The 19748-nt window shown below is 53.9% G+C and carries 12 protein-coding genes and 1 pseudogene; 6 read left to right on the top strand and 7 right to left on the bottom strand.

Translation table 11 applies throughout. From position 1 onward, the window contains the following. The first annotated feature begins 26 nt into the window (after nucleotides 1-26). From KF749_09370 to KF749_09345, 6 genes and pseudogenes are all read left to right on the top strand, one after another. On the top strand, nucleotides 27-3305 hold the full coding sequence (locus tag KF749_09370) for a glycosyl hydrolase (GenBank protein ID MBX2991367.1): 3279 nt from the start codon (nucleotides 27-29) through the stop codon (nucleotides 3303-3305). 158 nt (nucleotides 3306-3463) lie between these two features. After that, nucleotides 3464-5464 carry a hypothetical protein gene (locus KF749_09365; protein MBX2991366.1) on the top strand — a complete coding sequence of 667 codons (2001 nt, stop codon included), beginning with the start codon at nucleotides 3464-3466 and terminating at the stop codon, nucleotides 5462-5464. A gap of 27 nt (nucleotides 5465-5491) precedes the next feature. Continuing rightward, nucleotides 5492-6250 carry a rhomboid family intramembrane serine protease gene (locus KF749_09360; GenBank protein MBX2991365.1) on the top strand — a complete coding sequence of 253 codons (759 nt, stop codon included), beginning with the start codon at nucleotides 5492-5494 and terminating at the stop codon, nucleotides 6248-6250. 13 nt (nucleotides 6251-6263) lie between these two features. After that, nucleotides 6264-6830 (top strand): DUF4126 domain-containing protein, encoded by a 567-nt coding sequence (locus KF749_09355; GenBank protein ID MBX2991364.1) that lies wholly within the window; start codon nucleotides 6264-6266, stop codon nucleotides 6828-6830. A 44-nt stretch (nucleotides 6831-6874) separates the two neighbouring features. Beyond that, nucleotides 6875-7127 (top strand): annotated as a pseudogene (locus KF749_09350) (GlsB/YeaQ/YmgE family stress response membrane protein). Between the two features lie 14 nt (nucleotides 7128-7141). Further along, nucleotides 7142-7462 (top strand): heavy metal-binding domain-containing protein, encoded by a 321-nt coding sequence (locus tag KF749_09345; GenBank protein ID MBX2991363.1) that lies wholly within the window; start codon nucleotides 7142-7144, stop codon nucleotides 7460-7462. Nucleotides 7463-7508: 46 nt separating this feature from the next. On the opposite strand, the gene KF749_09340 is transcribed toward KF749_09345, so the two are convergent. The 7 genes from KF749_09340 to KF749_09310 all read right to left on the bottom strand — a co-directional run bounded on the left by KF749_09340 (nucleotide 7509) and on the right by KF749_09310 (nucleotide 19613). Beyond that, entirely contained in the window at nucleotides 7509-7865 is a 357-nt protein-coding gene (locus KF749_09340; protein MBX2991362.1) for a DUF2200 domain-containing protein, read from the bottom strand. Nucleotides 7866-7988: 123 nt separating this feature from the next. After that, the gene (locus tag KF749_09335; GenBank protein ID MBX2991361.1) at nucleotides 7989-8966 is read right to left on the bottom strand and encodes a hypothetical protein; all 978 of its coding nucleotides are present in this window, start codon (nucleotides 8964-8966) and stop codon (nucleotides 7989-7991) included. A 248-nt stretch (nucleotides 8967-9214) separates the two neighbouring features. Further along, nucleotides 9215-10156 (bottom strand): hypothetical protein, encoded by a 942-nt coding sequence (locus KF749_09330; protein MBX2991360.1) that lies wholly within the window; start codon nucleotides 10154-10156, stop codon nucleotides 9215-9217. Between the two features lie 295 nt (nucleotides 10157-10451). Beyond that, complete coding sequence (locus KF749_09325; protein ID MBX2991359.1) at nucleotides 10452-12221, bottom strand: T9SS type A sorting domain-containing protein; 1770 nt, start codon at nucleotides 12219-12221, stop codon at nucleotides 10452-10454. 1329 nt (nucleotides 12222-13550) lie between these two features. Continuing rightward, nucleotides 13551-16457, bottom strand: a complete 2907-nt coding sequence (locus tag KF749_09320; protein ID MBX2991358.1) for a S8 family serine peptidase — start codon at nucleotides 16455-16457, stop codon at nucleotides 13551-13553. Between the two features lie 162 nt (nucleotides 16458-16619). Continuing rightward, the gene (locus KF749_09315) at nucleotides 16620-17393 is read right to left on the bottom strand and encodes a transporter (protein MBX2991357.1); all 774 of its coding nucleotides are present in this window, start codon (nucleotides 17391-17393) and stop codon (nucleotides 16620-16622) included. Between the two features lie 39 nt (nucleotides 17394-17432). Next, nucleotides 17433-19613: a TonB-dependent receptor plug domain-containing protein gene (locus tag KF749_09310; protein MBX2991356.1), complete on the bottom strand. Its 2181-nt coding sequence runs from the start codon at nucleotides 19611-19613 to the stop codon at nucleotides 17433-17435. Nucleotides 19614-19748 lie beyond the last annotated feature (135 nt).

Genomic DNA, 19748 nt, shown 5'->3' with positions numbered 1-19748 from the left:
ACACAGACAGCAAAAGGAGCATCTCCATGAAACGCATATCCTATATTTTCTTCGCTTCACTTCTTCTGTTATCAACACGTTCATTCTCTCAAGGGAAGCAAGACGGGAGCAAGCTGGGTTCATCAGCATTTGAAGGATTGAAATTTCGATCCATCGGCCCGGCGCTCACGTCGGGGCGCATCGGCGACATTGCTGTCAATCCCGGCAATACAAGCGAGTGGTACATTGCCGTCGCATCGGGCGGCGTCTGGAAAACGGCCAATGCCGGAACAACGTTCGAACCGATTTTTGACGGCGAGGAATCGTATTCAATCGGATGCGTCACGATTGATCCCAACAACCCCTTCGTTGTCTGGGTTGGAACCGGCGAGAACAACAGCCAGCGCAGCGTGTCGTACGGCGACGGCGTGTATCGTTCGGATGACGGCGGCAAGAGTTGGAAGAATATGGGGTTGAAGAAATCCGAGCACATCGGCAAAATCCTCGTCGATCCGCGCAACTCGAACATTGTGTATGTTGCGGCTCAAGGGCCGCTGTGGGGACCCGGCGGCGACCGCGGTTTGTTCAAAACGACAAATGGCGGCACGTCGTGGGATTCCGTCCTCTTTATCAGCAAACACACCGGAGTAAGCGATATTGTGATGGATCCGCGCAACCCGGACGTCCTGTACGCCGCAGCATATCAGCGAAGACGTCACGTCTTCACACTCATCAACGGCGGACCGGAATCCGCCATCTACAAATCGGAAGATGCAGGAAAGAGTTGGAAAAAACTGGCCGGCGGTTTGCCAACGGGCGACGTCGGGCGCATCGGCCTTGCGATTTCGCCGGTGAATCCCGATGTCCTGTATGCCATCATTGAACTGCCGAACCGGAAAGGGGGCTTCTATCGCTCGACAAATCGCGGCGCCTCATGGGAAAAGCGGAGCGATTACATAAGCGGAAGTCCGCAATACTACAACGAATTATTCTGCGACCCGAAGGAGGTCGACCGGGTGTATTCGATGGATGTATTTCTGAAAGTGACGAACGACGGAGGCAAGACATTCAGCAACCTCGGCGGCAGCAACAGGCATGTCGACGACCACGCTTTCTGGATCAATCCCGACAATACGAATCACTATATTGTCGGCGGAGACGGCGGGATATATGAAAGCTTCGATCGTGCAGCGACATGGAACTTCAAGGCAAATCTGCCCGTCACGCAATTCTATCGTGTCGAAGTTGACAATTCCAAGCCCTTCTATTTTGTGTACGGCGGCACACAGGATAACTTCACGCTCGGCGGCCCGTCGCGCACGATCAGTTCTTCGGGGATCGTCAACTCAGATTGGTTTGTGACAACGAGCGGCGACGGCTTCTTCACTCGTATCGATCCGGAAGATCCGAATATCGTCTATTCCGAATCCCAATACGGCGTGTTGGTACGCTTCGACAGAAGAACAGGCGAGCAGGTCGGCATTCAACCCAAAGAGGATAAAGGCGATCCGGCATTGCGCTGGAACTGGGATTCGCCGCTTATCATCAGTCCGCATAAGCACACGCGCCTCTACTTTGCCGCGCAACGAGTGTTTCGCAGTGATGATCGGGGTGATTCGTGGACTCCTATCAGCGGTGACCTGACGCGGCAGATTGATCGCAACACGCTTCCCGTCATGGAGAGAATCTGGAGTATGGACGCTGTGGCAAAAAATTCTTCCACATCACAATTCGGCAATATCGTTTCCCTTTCCGAATCTCCCAAAAAGGAAGGCCTGATCTATGCCGGGACTGATGACGGCCTGATTCAGGTGACGGAAAACGGCGGCACAACATGGAGAAAGATCGAGAAGTTTCCCGGCGTTGCGGAGATGGCTTACGTGAGCCGCCTCGAAGCGTCGCTGCATGATGCCAATACAGTCTACGCTGCATTCGACAATCACAAGAACGCCGACTTCAAGCCGTATCTTCTGAAAAGCGTCGATGCAGGCCGGACGTGGACATCCATCAGCAGCAATCTTCCCGCCAACGGTACGGTGTATGCCGTCGTTGAAGATCACGTGAATCCGAAGCTTCTTTTTGCCGGAACAGAATTCGGCGTCTACGTTACCATTGACGGCGGAACAAGATGGACCCGGTTGAAAGGCGGAGTGCCGACGATTGCCGTGAGAGACATCGCCATCCAGCGGCGGGAAAACGACTTAGTGCTGGGCACATTCGGACGCGGCTTCTACATTCTCGACGACTATACTCCGTTGCGAACTCTCACGATACAGGATCTTGAAAAGGAGGCCCTGCTGTTCACGCCGAAGGAGGCGCTGATGTATATTGAATCACGCCCGCTCGGTATGAAGGGAAAGGCGTTTCAAGGAGATTCGTACTTTGCCGCCGACAATCCCCCGTTCGGCGCGACGTTCACCTATTATTTGAAAGATGCCTACAAAACCAAAAAGAAGGCGCGCCAGGATGAGGAAAAGGAGATCATCAAGAAAGGCGGAACTCCGCGCATCCCTTCGTGGGAAGAGTTGCGTGCGGAGGATACCGAGGAAGAGCCGGCAATCATCCTCACAATAACGGATCGGGAAGGCAACATCGTACGCCGTTTGAACGGAAAGAACTCGACAGGATTCACCAGGCTATCGTGGGATCTTCGATACGCGGCCACATCACCGACGGATCTTTCCGGCCCGGGCGACAACCCGTTTGATGAAGGCGAGCAGGGAGTGCTTGCCCTTCCCGGCACATACAATGTAAGTATTGCAAAGAGAGTGAATGGCGTAACGACACCGCTTGCCGGTCCCCAGACGTTTACCTGTGTTGTACTCGGCACCCCGTCGCTGCCTGCAGCGGATCGGGCGGCACTTCTTGCATTTCAAGCCAAGGTTGGAGAACTCGAGCGGGCAATGACCGGCGCAATACGCGTTGCCGGAGAAATCAGGAACAAACTCCCCTACTGGAAGAAAGCCCTTCACGATACACCGGGCGCAGCACCGACACTTCGCGACGACGTGACGGCTATCGACGCGAAGAGCAGGGAAATCCTGCTGGCACTGACCGGCGACAATACAAAAAAGTCCCGCAGCGTTGATGTGCCTCCTGCTATCCGCGACAGAGTGATGGGAATTATCTACGACCAATGGCTGTCAACTTCAGCGCCGACCGCAACACACACACGCGGGTATGATATTGCTGCCGGAGAATTTGCGTCCGTTCTCGCCAAACTGAAAACATTGATAGAGGTGGATGTCAAGAATCTCGAGGCGGCGATGGAACGTTCCGGAGCCCCGTGGACGCCGGGACGTGTACCTGATTGGAAACCGCGCTGAGGTCAGCGAATTGAAACTCTCAACCAAAAAACCTATGTTGCATTTGTTCGCAGCAGTATTGTTCCAATAGCTGATCATATTCTGATGCTGATCAAGGAGGGAATATGCTTTGCCGATTATGGATTTTGTGCTTTTCTCTTATTGTATGTACGCAGATGATGTTTGCGCAACACGCTGAGACGTTTGCAAAACTTGAAGCTGAACTCGGTCAAAAATATGCAGAGTCCGAACGGGTCCGCCTCTTGCGCGGGATGAGGCAGGTTTCGAGTCTCTGGCGCAAGGAAGACGGTGATAATGCAGCGTTTGAAGCGTTTGTGAAGGAACATTTCGCCGGCACACAAGCGGAACTCGACACGATGTTCGCCCGCTACCAGTTTCTGATGGAGCAATTGGACGGACACATGTTGGAGATTACGCGTGCCTTACGCAGACAGTCGGATTTGGATTACGGTCCGATACAACCGTACGACCAGGCGTTTGCGGGATACGATCCGAGAGCTCATGTTGTCGAGGATTTCTTCTCGAACAAACTTGCTTTCGTTGTTCTCCTGAACTTCCCGCTTACAACTCTTGAACAGCGACTCAATGAGGGAACGAATTGGAGCCGGAGGCAATGGGCCGAGGCGCGTCTCGCGCAGAAATTCTCCAAACGCATTCCGCCCGATGTGAATCAGGCAATTGCCGAAGCGGCGGGTGAAGCCGACCGGTACATCGCAGAATATAACATCTACATGCACAATGTGTTGAGCGAGAAGAGCGAGCGACTCTTCCCGCAGGGCCTGCGGTTGCTTTCCCATTGGAATCTCCGCGATGAAATCAAAGCGAATTTTGCTGAAGGCGACAAGGGACTTGAAAAGCAGAGGATTATTCAGAAAGTAATGGAGCGGATTGTTACGCAGACTATTCCCGCCGTCGCAGTGAACAATTCTGCTGTTGACTGGAATCCATTTACAAACGAAGTAACGGGCGCCGCTGCGTCGGAATCCGATGGAACGCCACCTCCGGTTGTGCGGGTGGACAATGCGCCGGAGCCCGACCGGCGTTATGAGGTTCTGCTGAAAACATATCAGGCAGTCCGCAGAGCCGATCCATTCTCACCCACAACTCCCACACATATCGCCCGCAAGTTCGACGAGGAACGGGAGATCCCCGAAGAGCGAGTAAGGAAGATGTTGTTGGATGTTGTTTCATCCCCTCTCGTGCGTGAAATCGCCACTCTGATCGAAAAGCGGCTGCGGCGTTCGCTTGAGCCGTTCGATATCTGGTACAATGGTTTCCGGCCGCGCAGCACATACAGCGAGTCCGCGCTCGACAAGATCGTGACTAAAAAATATCCTACTGCTCTGGCGTTCAAAAAGGACATGCCGAATATTCTCCAGAGACTCGGGTTCAGTGCCGCTCGCGCAAAGATGCTGGCCGACAACATTGTCGTCGAGCCTGCCCGCGGCTCCGGCCACGCCTGGGGAGCGCAGCTGCGTTCAGCACCGGCGGCGTTACGAACCCGTGTGGAGAAAGGGGGAATGAATTACAAAGGCTTCAACATTGCCATTCATGAACTCGGACACAACGTCGAACAGACGTTCTCCCTCAACCTCATCGACCATTGGCTGCTGAACGGGGTGCCGAACACGGCATTCACCGAAGCGCTCGCATTCGTCTTTCAAGCAAAAGATCTGGAATTACTCGGCCTCGCCAAGCCGGATGCAAGAAGCAGAGCCCTCAAAACCATCAACGATTTCTGGGCAACATACGAAATTGCAGGCGTCGCGCTGGTGGACATGGATGTCTGGCATTGGATGTACGAAAACCCGAATGCAACGCCGGCGCAATTGAAAGAAGCGACTCTGCGCATTGCTCAGGACGTCTGGAATTCGTACTACGAGCCGGTGTTCAACAAGAAGGATGTTGTGTTGCTCGGCATTTACTCACACATGATTCACTCGTTCCTGTATCTGCCGGACTACCCGCTCGGTCATTTGATCGCCCATCAGATTGATGAGAAGATACAGGAAAAGGGGAATCTCGGAGCAGAGTTCGAGCGGATGGCGCGCTTCGGGGCATTTGCTCCCGATTTGTGGATGAAGCATGCAACGGGCTTGCCCGTCGGCGCGGAGGCAATGATCCTCGCAACGCGTAAGGCGATTGACATCGCCAAATGATCTGAACATTCATATTTCTTTTGCGAGATGCTCACACCCTGGGTTTTGAGACTTATTATTGCGAATGTTGTTGTGTACGTGCTGACGGTATTTCGCCCGCTGATCTTGCAGTACTTCGCATTCGTGCCGTTTGATTTTTTCAACCGGCCGTGGACGATCGTCACGTACATGTTCCTGCACGACATCAGCGGGTTCTGGCACATTGCGTTCAACATGCTCGGCTTGTTCTTCTTCGGGCCGCGGCTTGAAACCGAGTTGGGCAGCAAGCACTTTCTCGGCCTTTACTTCGTCAGCGGATTGATGGGGGCGGTACTCTCGCTTGTATTCAATCCTTTCTCACCAATCATCGGAGCATCCGGGGCGTTGTTCGGCGTACTGATTGCGTACGCAATGTTCTGGCCGCGTGACAAAGTGTTTATTTGGGGGATTCTGCCGGTCGAAGTCCGCATCATGGTTGCAATCATGACGCTGCTCGCGCTGTTCGGCGGGTTCGGAGCCGTGAGCGACGGCATTGCCCATTTTGCCCATCTCGGCGGATTTGTCGGCGGATTCGCCTACATCAAGATTCTCCGTCACACCGAGCAACTCAAACACTTACAGCGGCAGATTGTCGAACCGATCGCTTCCATTGGCGATGTCCAGCGCTGGAAGGCAATACAGCGCGATCGCTTGCATGAAATAAACCGCGAGGAATACGACCGCATCATGGCAAAGCTCGACGCAAAAGGCGTGACGAGTCTGACCGAAGTTGAGAAAGGATTCCTCAACCGCTTCAGTAGCGTTTGATAACGGATGCGCTATGGAATCGGAGACCGTCGTCAGCATTCTGGTAGGCGTTGCGCTTGCGGCGGCCTGCGGCTTTCGTGTGTTTGTTCCGTTGCTGGCAATAAGCATTGCCTCCTACGCCGGACATCTCTCCCTCGCCTCCGGCTTTGAGTGGGTCGGAACTCTTCCCGCTCTTATTGCATTCGGCGTTGCAACCGTTGTGGAAATTGCCGGCTATTACATCCCGTGGGTTGATCATCTGCTCGACGTTATTGCAACCCCTGCCGCGGTTGTGGCCGGCTCAATTGCAATGGCCTCGTCTGTTGTCGGCATGAGTCCGTTCCTGCAATGGACGTTGGCAATCATCGCGGGCGGCGGAATCGCCGGATTGGTGCAGGCGTTCACCGGTGTTACGCGCCTGAGTTCATCCATGTCAACCGGCGGACTGGGCAATCCCGTTGTTTCAACGGCCGAAGCGGGCGGAGCGGTAACGCTCTCTGTGCTCGCTATTCTTGTGCCTCTCGTGGCAGCCGTACTTGTTGTTGTTGTACTCGTTGTCAGTACCCGGATTCTGTACAGGAAGCTGATACGGACGACGTAGCTGCGTTCATCCATTCTTCACCACATCTAAAAAAGGAGTACATCATGGGTATTCTCTGGACGATTTTCATCGGGCTTATTGTCGGGGCGATTGCGAAACTTCTCATGCCCGGCAAAAGATCCCGGCGGCTGGATTATCACCATTCTGTTAGGGATCGGCGGCTCGTTTGTTGCCACGTACCTCGGCCAGTTCCTGAACTTGTACGCCGAAGGCCAGGCGGCAGGCTTCATCATGTCGGTAGCCGGCGCAATGCTGCTGCTGTTCCTGTACCGGATGTTTAAAAAGAAATCATCATAACGAAGAAGGCAACTATGTTAGTCGTAACAACCAATGTTCTTGAAGGAAGAAAAGTCACCCGCTACATCGGCATTGTGAGCGGCGAGGCGATCATGGGCGCAAACCTGTTCAAAGACCTGTTTGCCGGAATCCGTGATATTGTCGGCGGGCGCTCGGCGGCGTACGAGGAGGAACTTCGCAAGGCAAAGGACATTGCCATTGCGGAAATGAGCCAGCAGGCACAGATGATGGGAGGAAACGCGGTCATCGGCGTCGATCTCGATTACGAAACGATCGGCGCAAACGGCAGCATGCTGATGGTGAGCGCAAGCGGAACTGCGGTGGTGCTGGAGTAGATTGCATTCACCGGACGGGAGTAGTGAACCGAACCGTTCCACCACTCTACGAGCCGCGCAGAATCTTCTCCATTTTTCTGCCTTTCGCCAGTTCATCCACTAACTTGTCCAAATACCTGGCCTGTCGGGTCAGCGGATCTTTGATCTCCTCCACACGATACCCGCAGATGACTCCGGTGATGAGGTGTGCATTGGGGTTTAGCGACGCTCGCCGGAAGAATTCCTCAAACGTCACTTTTGCCTTAATCAATTCCTGCAGCTTTTTGTTATCGAAGCCTGTTAACCACTCGATGACCAGATGCAGCTCTTTCTTCGTTCTGCCTTTCTTCTCCACTTTTGCGACATACATCGGATAGACCGAGGCGAAGGACATTTGTGCGATGCGCTGATCGTGCGTGCTCATGTTGTTCCTGAATTGCTATTCAATGAAAGTCTCCCGATCGCTTTTCTCGGGACGTGCACCACACCCTACCTACGCTGCCCTTTCAATATAGGTTCTGTTATGCGCCGTTGCAGGTTCTTGTGTTTATGATGAACGAACAATACGAGTATGCTCATCCTTAAGCCATTTCAGTACGGCTTTCTGAATGAACCGATATCCTTTGGGGAAACCGTCGGATAGGTCAGATGAAAGAGTTGTTGTTGCCGTGCCGAATTCAGAAAGATCAATATTAGATTCTTCCCTAGTGGGCGCCACGTCAAAAGTGTAGACCTTGGTTCCATTGATGCTAAACAGGATGCCAGAATTGCCTTTCTTTATGATTGCCTCAATCGATTCCCTCCCGACCTGTCCCCGAAGATGAAAGTACTCTTCCTCCTCGAAGTTGTCGACGACTTCGAAAAACTGAATTAGCCCCTTCTTGTTCTCGAGTGAAATCGTCTTGACGCTCTCCTCTGGAAACTCCTTTTCGATTGCAGTGTACTCTAACTCTACCTCCTTTGGCACAGCGGGCGGCGCAGAATCCCTTTTTGCCTTGTTGTACTCGACTACAATCCAAGTGATTATCGCCTGTTCCATGTGCCGATATGCGACTGGAATTGAACTCTCCTGTGACTGTGTATCGTAACTCGCATGAAAGTTACCGATGGTGTAGCTGACCATTCCTCCAGTCAATGGTATCGCCGCAGAAAGTTTCTTACCAGCTGCCGAACCTTCCACGTAACAGTACTTTCGCTTTCTGCTAACATTTGTGGTCTGCACAGCGCCAACAGGGAGCGCCAGTTTCTTAGTCTTGCCGATGGAGTCCTTGACTGAAAAGCGAGCTTTCTGTTGAGCGAACCACTGAATATCCTTGGCATACTGCGATAGGATCTCCGGAATTCCAGTTCTGACCAACGCTTGCGTAAGATGTTTGCACAGTCTTTGAGGATCATCCAAGGGGAGAGTCGAAAGATCCCGCAAGAAAAAGGGGCAAGTACAAGTAAGCAACTTCGTGTCGACGGTGTAGAACGTACCGACACTTGAGTCGCTTTCAATTTCAATTATGTGGGATTTATCATTCATACATTGACCTGCAATGGCGCTTAACCACTGCATTCACAACACTATGTCGCCTTTTATACCACCGGGTGGACAAATCACGACGTATGTCGTTTACTTGCGCTGTAGATGCTCTTGATGCTTTGCCGTCTCACGCGAAAGGCCAATCTCCCCCAACGGCGCTCTGGAAAGGTAGCGCGAAACACGGGGAAAGTCAAAAGAAAATGGCAGTCGGCTGTCGGCAATCAGCGGTCGGGAAGTTGTCCGGCCGTTTACTTGAGAAGCGTGAGCTTCTTCGTTTCGGTGTATGCGCCGGCCTGCCTCGAAGGAGTCTGCACGGACAAACGGTAGAAATACACGCCGCCTGAAACCTGCTGTCCTTCGTCGTCTGTGCCGTCCCATACAACGGAATGTCGTCCCGGAGTCTGCTCGCCGCTCAGCAGCTCTGCAACATGACGGCCGAGGAGATCATACACATGCAGCTCCACGTTGCCCGCTTTTGCAATATCATAATCAATCGTGGTTGACGGGTTGAATGGGTTCGGGTGGTTTTGAAGCAGCGCGAAGGAAACGGGAACGGGCTCGTTCGCCGGGACGCTTGCAGGACCGAACCCGAAGGCGAATTCATCAACAATCAGTTCCGTCCCCACCTGTCCGAATCCAAGCCCCGACGCGACGATGACGACCAGCGAATCCGGCACAAGGTTGGCGGTGATGACGAGCGGGAATGTCCGCGTGGTAAATTGATTGGATGTTGCATCTATCCTGAAGGTGCAACTGTCCTGCAGCGCAACAACACTGTCGCCGCGCATCAAGCCCACGATAATGTATGCCTGATCGCCGGGCATGATAGTGGCGCGGTAACAGACCGAGATGTTTGTCGGCCGCTCGGTGAAGTTGAATGCAGTCTCAAGAAACGCCATTCCCGCGAACGGGAACCCGGCGTTCACCGTCTTCACTTTCATTGCGAAACTGCCCTGACAGCCGGGCGAATACGGCTCGACGTTCACAAGAGGGTGGCTGTTCGTCGTTTGCCAGCCTACGGGATTGTAGTTGCTGTCGGGATCCATCTCCCAGAGCTCAAAGCCCGCGTTCGGGATTTGGCTGAAGGACACGGAAGAAACAAAGGCCCCCGCAAGAAGAAGGCCCATGAAGCGCATTGCACGAAGCACAACCGGCTGGCGCTGAAGAACAGACGAGACTGGAGAACACATGGCGTAACTCCCTTCATTATGTTGTTTTAGCGTGCGATTGCGGCTGACTGCCGCAACCAAGGCATTCGTCTATCCACCAAGAATCGGTGTGAAAACACAGTTCATCTTCGATCTAACAAATCGGCCGGTTATTCAATACACTTCCGTGCAAAAGCGGTGGGGCAAGGTATGGCAAAACGTTGGTAAAGTCAAATGGAGTTTAGCGGTCGGCAATCGGCTGTTTTCCGTTGGCGGGTAGTCGTCTCAAAATAGAAAGCCCCGCACAGGGCGGGGCTTTGTAGTTCATCCGACGAAATTACTTCGTCAAAATCATCTTCTTCGTGTCCATGAACTTGCCGGCGGTGAGGCGGTAGAAGTAAATGCCGCTGGAAAGTCCGTGTGTTTCAAATTGCACGCTGTAGGTGCCGGGCGAGAGCTTCTCGCTCACCAGTGTTGCCACTTCACGTCCCACCACATCATACACGGTCAGGATAGCAGGCTCGGAGCCGGAAACTCCTGCCGGTATGCCGAACCGGATCGTTGTCGAAGGGTTGAAGGGATTCGGGTAATTCTGCTCAAGCAGGAATCTCTCGGGCACAATGTCGTGCGAGGTTATGCGCACGGAAGTTGTACTTGTGCCCCTGCCTCGCAATATCACAAACACCGTGTCGCGTGACGGGTCGGGATCGTTGCTGACCACCCGCAGCGTTGACTGGTAGTTGGTTGTCGAATCGAGCGGAATGAAGATCACGCGAACAACCCCGGAATCGTTCGGAGCAACTTTGAAGCTCGGGGTAATCGAGGCAAACCGCCCGATCGGGATGACGTTGGATGTGCCGCGCAGCGTGTCGGTGCCAACGTTATATACCTTGACGGCAAGCGTATCGGTTGTGCCGATAAGTACCGGACCAAAATTGAGTGTGTCGGCCGGCACCACGGTAATCTGGGCCGTGCCCACCACGGTAAGCCGCATCGGAACATTCACTGAAGGGTTGAATGGATCGTTGCTCGAAACTGCGAGGTTGCCCCAGTAGGTTCCGCCTATCAATCCTGCCGAGCTAAACCGGACGGGCGCCGCATTTGTTGCCCCCGCCGTAACCGTGCCGCTTGCCGGGAAGCCGTTTGCCCAAGCCGTTCCGGTGGTTGACCAGTTGAGCGAGATAGTTCCGCTGTTTGTGATGCGCAGCGTGTCGAACCCGAAATTGTTGCCCGCCTGCACAATGGCGCGCAACGAATCCGGCGCTGTCGAAATCACGGCAGCCGGCGCTGAAATCGTGAAGGGCGCATCGCTCTGGTCTTGCACGGTATTGACGCTATCCACCCAGGCAACACGCACGAGCGCTTGCGTTGTGGGGGTTGACGGTACGGTCCAGTTCAACGATGTTCCGGGCGCGCTTGCATTGATGAGCGTCCAGGCCGATCCGTTGTTTGTGGAGTACTCGACGCGTACGTTGGTAACATCTCCCGCCTTCGTCCAGTTGATTTCCCGTGATTGGCTTTGTACCCAGATTTCCCCTCCGTTAGGCTGCAACACCGCGACCGTGTTGGGGATGAACTGGACGCGAATTGGAATGGTACGCCGGTGTGCCGGTGTCCCGTTCGGCCCGCGACCGGTTACGGTTATCGTGTAGTTGCCGGTTGTGACGCCGTTGGTTTTGATTTTCAGAATGAGAGAATCCGGCACACTCGCAAGCGAGTCGCCGTTCGGGAACGTCAGTTCAAACGGCGCGGCCGGTGAAACCGTTGCCGTGAACTTCACACCATACGTGTACAACTTCACGGCAGGCACTTTCAGCACGGCGGTTGTACTGTCCACAAACTTCAGCGTATCACGGTTCGATCTGACAAGCATTGCAAAGTCGGGGAAGTATGCCGTCATGCCGGTATAGTTCGGGCTGGGGGCATTGCGGAAATCCGTCCACACAGCCATCGACGCAAAGCGGTTGGACGTGATAGCATCGTAATCGCCGCGATATGTCGGGCCGGCGGCACCCGTGATGTTGATTCTGAACGACCGGGTTGTGAGCCGTTGATTCGGCGCAAAGGTGTTCCCGCCATCGTCGGTATATGTCGCATACACATCCATACTGTCCCTTGTGGGTATGAGACGCGTGTCGTAGAACTTAATATAGAGCCTTCCTGTTTCCTTGTCGCACCAAATTGCCGGATGGAACTGGAAGTTGTTTTCCGAATTCGGATCGTCATTGACAACCCTTGGCGTTGACCACGTCCCACCCTGATCGGTCGAATAGCGCAGGAAAATATCCGACCTGTTGCCGTTGCCAGCCGGATTGTTCGATGCGTACACGAGATACAACCGTCCGCGATGGGGGCCAAAGCTATTATCTGCTGCAATCATCGGGTACGGCCGACAACGCATGCCCTGAACGGTTGATCGCCCTGAGAGTTCCGTCCCAATAAGGTTCGAGAACTGTTGTTGGGATTTCTGTACGAAGTTCGCTCCGCCATCTCTCGAAACAAAAAATGTGTAGATGCCCGCAGCGTTGGTTCCTGAATGAGTAACAACATACACGCATCCACCTGATGTATCAATCGGGCTTAACACGTTCGGCCCGACGGCAACCATCATGCCGGGCAGCGAATGAGGACTGAACGACCGCTGGGCATCCCACGTGGTGCCCAGATCTGTTGATCGCATAAAGTTGCCGGTTCCGCTGTTGGTCATTGTGGTGTACACGTAGTTGGCAAACGGCCCCATCGTCTGGTCGGCGGCAATCCAGTTCTTGTCGTTGCCCGCAATAGCTGTAACCGGCGTACCCCACGTCTGGCCATTGTTGGTTGACTTGGAAACCCAACAGCCGGTGATCGGGCTTTTCATGACCTCATAGTAAAGGTTACCGAGACTGTCATACGCTGCAACCGGGTCGCCTGCGTTGTTCGGCCACGGCGGATTGTTGATTGCCCAGTTGATACCGTCTTCCGTATGCCATGATTGGAAGTTTCCGGTCGGGTTGAACGCGGTGAAGAACCAAAGGGGGTTAACGGGATTGGACACTGCGTGTGGCTCCGCGTTCGTCGTCCCGAGATCGAAATTGTCGAACCCCTCAGGGGAGGTAATGACATTGATGTTTGTGGTCCCCACCGAGGGTCCCATCTGACCGGAGAGGGGAACCGGTGTATCCAGCATGGGATTGTCTTGTGCCAGTGCGATGTGTGACACCAAGACCAATCCGCACAATAAGAAAAGGTAGTGCATACGCATGGAGTATCCTCCGTTTTATTGATTAATGTTGATCCCGAGGGGAATGTGATTCTGAGATAATCGGTGAGAAAAAAATTACGCGAGACTCCGAGATTCTCTACTGTTTATAAGAATAAATACGCGCAGAAGCAAGGGAAAACACAAAAGCCTCCCCGGCGTCGGGAGGCTTTGCATGATACAGCGTATGTGACATTACCTCAACAATAACATTTTTCGCGTCTCAACAAATCTGCCAGACTGCAGCCGGTAGAAGTAGATTCCGCTGGAGAGGCCCGCTGTTTCAAACTGCGTTCTGTATGTCCCGGGCGACAGCTTCTCGTTGACGAGGGTCTGCACATCCCGTCCCAGCACGTCGAAAATCCTCAGCGAAGTCGGCTCCGCGTCGGCTCCCGACGGCAAATCAAATTCGATCGTTGTGGTCGGATTGAAAGGATTCGGATAATTCTGCGCCAGCCTGTATTCGCCCGGTACGCCCGAGTTGGCAATCGGCTGAACGCCGGAAACGAGTTGAGTGAAGTACCGCAAACTTCTCAGGAGAAACGTATCCTGCCGTGCCTCGGGAAATCCTTCGATACCGATGGCAAAGTAGGCAACCGCCCATGCATTGCCCGGACCGGCAACTCGAACGCCTGCAAAGTTGGAGCTGTCGGTTCCTACAGCATAGTACAGAGTCGGTGTCGGCGTTCCGACGCTGCCCGGTACGAGGCTGATAATATCCTTCGATGTTTGGGGGCCCGGGCCGCCGGTAATCAGATAGTTCACGCCGTTACCGATAACATCTCCCGCAAACCCGCGCAGCGAAATGGCGGTGGAGTTGCCGTTGAAACGGATGCCGAGATATCCTTCAAGAAGCGTGTCATTCATCGCAGCAAACTGAGCGATGTTCTGTCCCGTCAACACAGCCTGCCCTCCGGCATTCAGATGATTGAGAACGACGAGCTTTTCAGGATAGGTAAGGGCATTGGTTGAATCGGCCCCCGTGAACCATACGACAACAGGGCGGAGGGTAAACGAGGCAAGCACGCCGCCGAGCGCGCCGCCGCTATCGGCCAGACCGAAGGTTCTGAAGCGCTTGCCGATTCGTCCGAGCGACGATTGATATGCCGTCTCAAGAGTGGCAGATCCGTCGTCGTCAACAAGAAGTACCTCGGCCTGAAGCAGCCGATAGTTCACCGTCGCCCCGCCGACATCGAGCACAACATCCTGCGTCGTGACGTTGTCCACGTAAGGCGCTGACGGTAACACCTCGACTCTGTATGTGCCGATCGGCCCGTTCATTGTGTATGATCCGTTTGACTGGCTCGTGGTGCTTGAAGTAGGATGTGCAGAAGGATCTCCCTGCGCGTAGGCATGTATGCGGGCAATAATTCCCGCCGCCGAAATTGAGTCCGTAACGTTTCCGGAAATTGCGGCGACCGGAAGCGGAGTCAGGCTGACGTTCAGTATTTCCGGCGTATTGGCAACCAGAATGCGCGGCATTGTTGTATCATAATGCCCGAATGCGGAAAAACGAATCTGAACGGTATCCTTCAACGCACCGAAACTGTACGAACCTGAGGCGTCCGTTTGTCTGTGTTGAAATGTCTGGATGATCTCGACGCTTGCAAACTCAATCGGCTGATTTGTTGCTACGCTGCGAACGATGCCGGAGATTCTGAACGGCGAAATTGCTTCCGCAGCCGCAAGCGCGTTGATCACTCCGTTGCCGTACGTGTTATCTTCACCAGGCGCACCAAGATCGCGGGCGTTGTTCATGATCGCATACTTGATCTGGTCGGCATCGGCGTTGGGATTCACTTGCCTGAGCAATGCAACCGTTCCCGACACATGCGGCGCCGCCATTGACGTGCCGCTGGAATTCCCGTAGCCGCCGTTGGCAATAGTGGAACGGACGCTTACGCCGGGCGCAACAACTTCCGGCTTGATTTGGGTTGTGTCGCACGCCGAGGGGCCGCGGCTGCTGGACCCTGCAATCGTGAGTTGCGCGCTGTTCCCATCCACCGAACCGACTGCAAACGCGTTCACGGGTGTCGTCACGCGATTCTTCGGCGGGGTAATCGTCATATACGGTCCGGGCGATGCGCCGCCCGTGCAATTGCCGGCAGATCCACTCGGGCCGCAATTTCCTGCCGACCAAATCACAACGGCGCCTGCAGCTTCGACGTTATCCATCAAGCTCCAATAATTCGTGCCTCCTGAACACAAGTCCGTGCCGCTTGTATACCACGAACAGTTGACAACATCGGGAACATCTTCAACTGTGTTCGGGTTGCCGTCAGGGTTCACCGCCCACTGAAACGCCCCTGTGTACGGACTGGACCCCGCGATCCAATATGCACCGGGCGCAACGCCAACAGTGTCAGCGGTTGCGGGGTTGTAGCCTGTCATGATTCCCATCGTGTGCGTGCCGTGGCCCGGACTGTCGGAATCGTTCGGAAATGATCCGCTGCCGTACCACGCGTGTTGCGGCTGAACGCCGGGCAACGTGCCGCGCCAGCGTGTTGAAAGCGCCACGTGATTGCCGTTCACGCCGGTATCGATGTTCATCACTAATCGGCCCTTGCCGGTAATGCCAGCGCGCCAAAGCGCCGGGGCGTTCACAACCCGAAGACCCGGTTCAGATGACGCAACACGATTGCCTGTTTCCTGAAATTCCATCAATCCATCGAACATCACTTCCGGTTCCAGAAATACAATCTCCACATCAGGCCGGTCGGCAATGGCCTCAATCGCTTGTCGCAATGCAGTGACGTGGATAAGATTATCGATCCAGAAGTTCTCGTAGAATGCAACCCGCTGGCTCGCGACTTCTTCCGCGAGGAATACAAGAAGGGGGCCCTGCGTTTCAGACGCCTTCTGTTGCAAGGCGGTAGTCACTTCAAAATTGCGCTGTTGACGAGTTGCGTTTCGTTGCTTGAGAGAAGCGTCCAGCGCTTGAATATCGACACGGTCACGAAGGCGAACAACAACAGAAACAAGCTCGTTATCCGATACGCTTGCGAGTTTTTCGCGCAACGGCGGTTCAATTTCCCCTCCCCATCCGGAAACGGGAAAGCAAAGAACCAAGGACGCAAGTGAAATGATTCGTGCTGCTGACATAGTACACTCCGGTTTGATGATCGACTTGTGTTGAAACGGGGATAATGCGGGGAGCAGCAATCTACTCTGCTCCCTCCATTTGGTAATCAATTCTGCAGGAATAATCAACAGCCTGCCTCCGATTTTGCAGGAAGATGACTTTCCTGCCGCGGCAGGTTTACATCATAGCGTCACGGTCAGGCCGATTGCTGTGTTCCACGCGGCGGCTGCCGTTGTCGTGCCGAATCGTGATGACGCATCAATCGTTACCTCATCCGAAAGCCGGTACGTAGCGCCAACCATTATGCTGTGCGGATGAACGTCGGCCGACCTGTCGGGATGGCGGTTGCCCGCATACTCTGCAACGAGGCTCGCATAATCCGTAAGTGCGTACCCGGCGGCAATACCATAAAGAAGAATGTTGCGAATTGATGGATCCCCGTTCGTTCCTACAAATGTGTAGCCGAACATACCGTGCAGTATGAGGGAACTTAACTGTTTTGATGCAACGCCGACCACACTGTAGTCCAACGCTCCCGTCCCCAAGCCTCGCTCAGCGTGTCCGGTTGTTGTTTTCAATATCGTCTTCAGAGCTGCCGCGGGAAACACATCACTTTCTTCAGCGAGAAGAATTTTTGTGACGATGTTGATGTCCCCGATTCCCGAGGCTCCTCCCGATGCGCCGTGACGATGAAACATCAGCGGAAGTTCAACGGAAATTTCTGCTTCATCCCCAATTCCAACAATCGGAACGAGGGTTAAAACGTGTTCCTTGTCGAAGTTGTTCCATTTGATGTAATCCCAACTTGTCTCAAGTTGCAACACTTTCCTTCCCGCGACACCGGCGTCTTCTGTAACGAATGGACGTGAAGCGTGGCCGATTCCCGGCAAATGCGCAAAAGTGAAAATTACGGCAGCGACGAGCGCTGAATGTAGAGAATATGATGTCCTACGCATGACACTACTACTGCTCCTTTTTCGTTTCTTTGTGTTGGGTTACAGCCCTATCTCAAGGCCCGCGGTGACAAATCTCGGCAAACCGACTTTGATTCCTTCCGGTCTGCGCGAGGCCATGTACCTCTTGTCAAAGAGATTCTTGATTGACAAGGAGAACGCTGAATTGAGAGCCTCAATCCCGTATCTCGCCGAGATATCGAAAAGGAAATGTGCAGGAATCACACCGGTCAACCCGTTGGCGGATGCCGCAACCGTATTGAACTCATCCGAGAACTGTTTGTCGACAAAATTGCCTGTGAGTTGAATGGAACCGCCAAACGGAGCAACGAATGCCAGCGAGGTTGAAACAAACCACTTGGGCGCGTACGGAAGCGAGTTCCCCTTCACATTTACCTGTGTGCCCGACTGGGTGAGAAATCTGTCGGCGCTGAATGTTGCGCGGACGTATGTTGCATTGGTGTTGAAGATGACGGAATAGTCCGAATCAAGCAGTCGTCCCGCATCAATCGTGAATCCCGCTTCGGCCCCGATATGTTTGCTGCGGCCGCCGTTAACAAGCCCCGTACCGGTGCCGCCGGATGATTGGGAAACAGGAATGATCTGGTTGGAGAAATCGAGGAAAAACCCGGTCAGCTCGATCGCAACACCTTCCGAAGGAGTCAGGCGTGTACCGAGTTCGTAGTTCCAACTCAGCTCCGCATTGAGATTGAGGGCTTCGCCCGCGCTGGTCACAGCGTCTTTGACACGGGGCGGGGCAAATCCACGGTGAACCCCTGCAAACACCGATGAGCCTTCACTTATCTGATAGCTGATGCCCAAACCGGGAATCAACTGCACCAAGTTGTTTCCGGCGACGAGATTCGTATCTCTCACAGCTCCGCTAAACTGCCCCCGCATGATATGCCGGTCGTAGGAGAATGATTCGAGACGAATGCCGGGACTTACAACAAGTCTGTCGGTAATGTATGTTCTGTTTTGAACAAAAGCGCTCCGGGCGTAGCCTGTTCTGATTTCATCATCACGAACATTGCCCGAGGATGAATTGAACGTCGTGCCAAGAACAAGCTGCTCAAAAGCCCTCTCATACAAGAATCGGAATCCGAGATCGAGTTCATTCCTGACGCCCGCGAGTTGATGAGTCATTGAGAAACGTGGTTCGATGCCTGCCACTTCAAACTGGCGGTTGCGATTTCCGGTTTGATTGCGCATGTAGAGAGCGCCTCCCGGAACGGTCGTGTCTCCGTGAACAACACCTGTGCGATTTGTTGTTGTGCCTGTCCGTCCAAACTCCTGCCGGCGCCAGTTGCGCGTTGTGGTGTAGCCGAACACGGTTGTGCGGAGACTGATGCCCGGCGCGAAGACGTAGTCATACGTTGCGTTGGCGGAGTACCGCCGGATATTCAGCTCATCGTCCGGAGCAACGTTCGTGAAGTAATCCCCGTTGTCATACATCGTCTGGGTCAGCCCGACGTAGGTGGAATTCGAACTCTCGTCGTATGCGGAGAGTTTCACGCCTAACACCGATTGCTCGCCGAGAATGAACTTGAGCTTTGTGGAGAGATCGCTGATACGGAAGCGCGTTGTTACAAGATTATCAGCTTGTCTTCGCAACAGATTTATCTGCGCTCCGACATTGCCGGAGGTTGTTCCGTATTTCAACAGTGTTGTAAAGAAACCGTCGTTGCCGATGCGCGTATTCAGGCTGCCGGAGGGCTCAGCCGGCGGGTCGGCGGTAATGTAGTTGATAACGCCGCCGATTGTCTGAGGGCCGAAGAGAATCGAGCCGCTTCCTTTCAGCACTTCAAGTCGCGCCATCCTGTCAATGGAAGGAGTGTAGTACATTTCAGGTTCGCCGTACGGAGCAAGCGCAATGGGCACTCCATCTTCAAGCATCAACAAGTTGCGGCTGCGGTCGGGATTGAGCCCGCGGACGCCGAGATTCAGCCGGAGCCCGACGCCCTCTTCGTCAACGGCATGAAGTCCGGTAATTGTGCGCAGAATTTCGTTTCCGTTGATGGGCGCAAGCCGCCGGAGATTTGCCGGTGTGATGATGTTTGCAGAACCGGGAACGCGATCGAGCAATCCCGGCTTTCGCCCGATGACATCCACTTGCGGCAACTCGTACGATGTGCTTGCGGTGTCCGGAACTTCCGCGGTTTGAGCTCGTGTTGAGATTATCAACAGCACGGTGAGAAAGAGCGGTAGAAGAAGGTGTTTCATTGATGTTCCCTCCCAAGGAATGTGATAAACGGATACTTCGGGTCATCACAGCCGTTTCCTTGACATCCCCAAACACCTTCTTTATATTGAAGACGAAAGGAATGCACATCCGCGGATGTGATGACCTTTTCTGTA

The organism is Bacteroidota bacterium (genome assembly GCA_019637975.1).
Lineage (GTDB): Bacteria > Bacteroidota > Ignavibacteria > UBA10030 > UBA6906 > CAADGV01.
The sequence above is the reverse complement of the archived record's forward strand: the minus strand, read 5'-3'. Positions and strand labels throughout refer to the sequence as shown.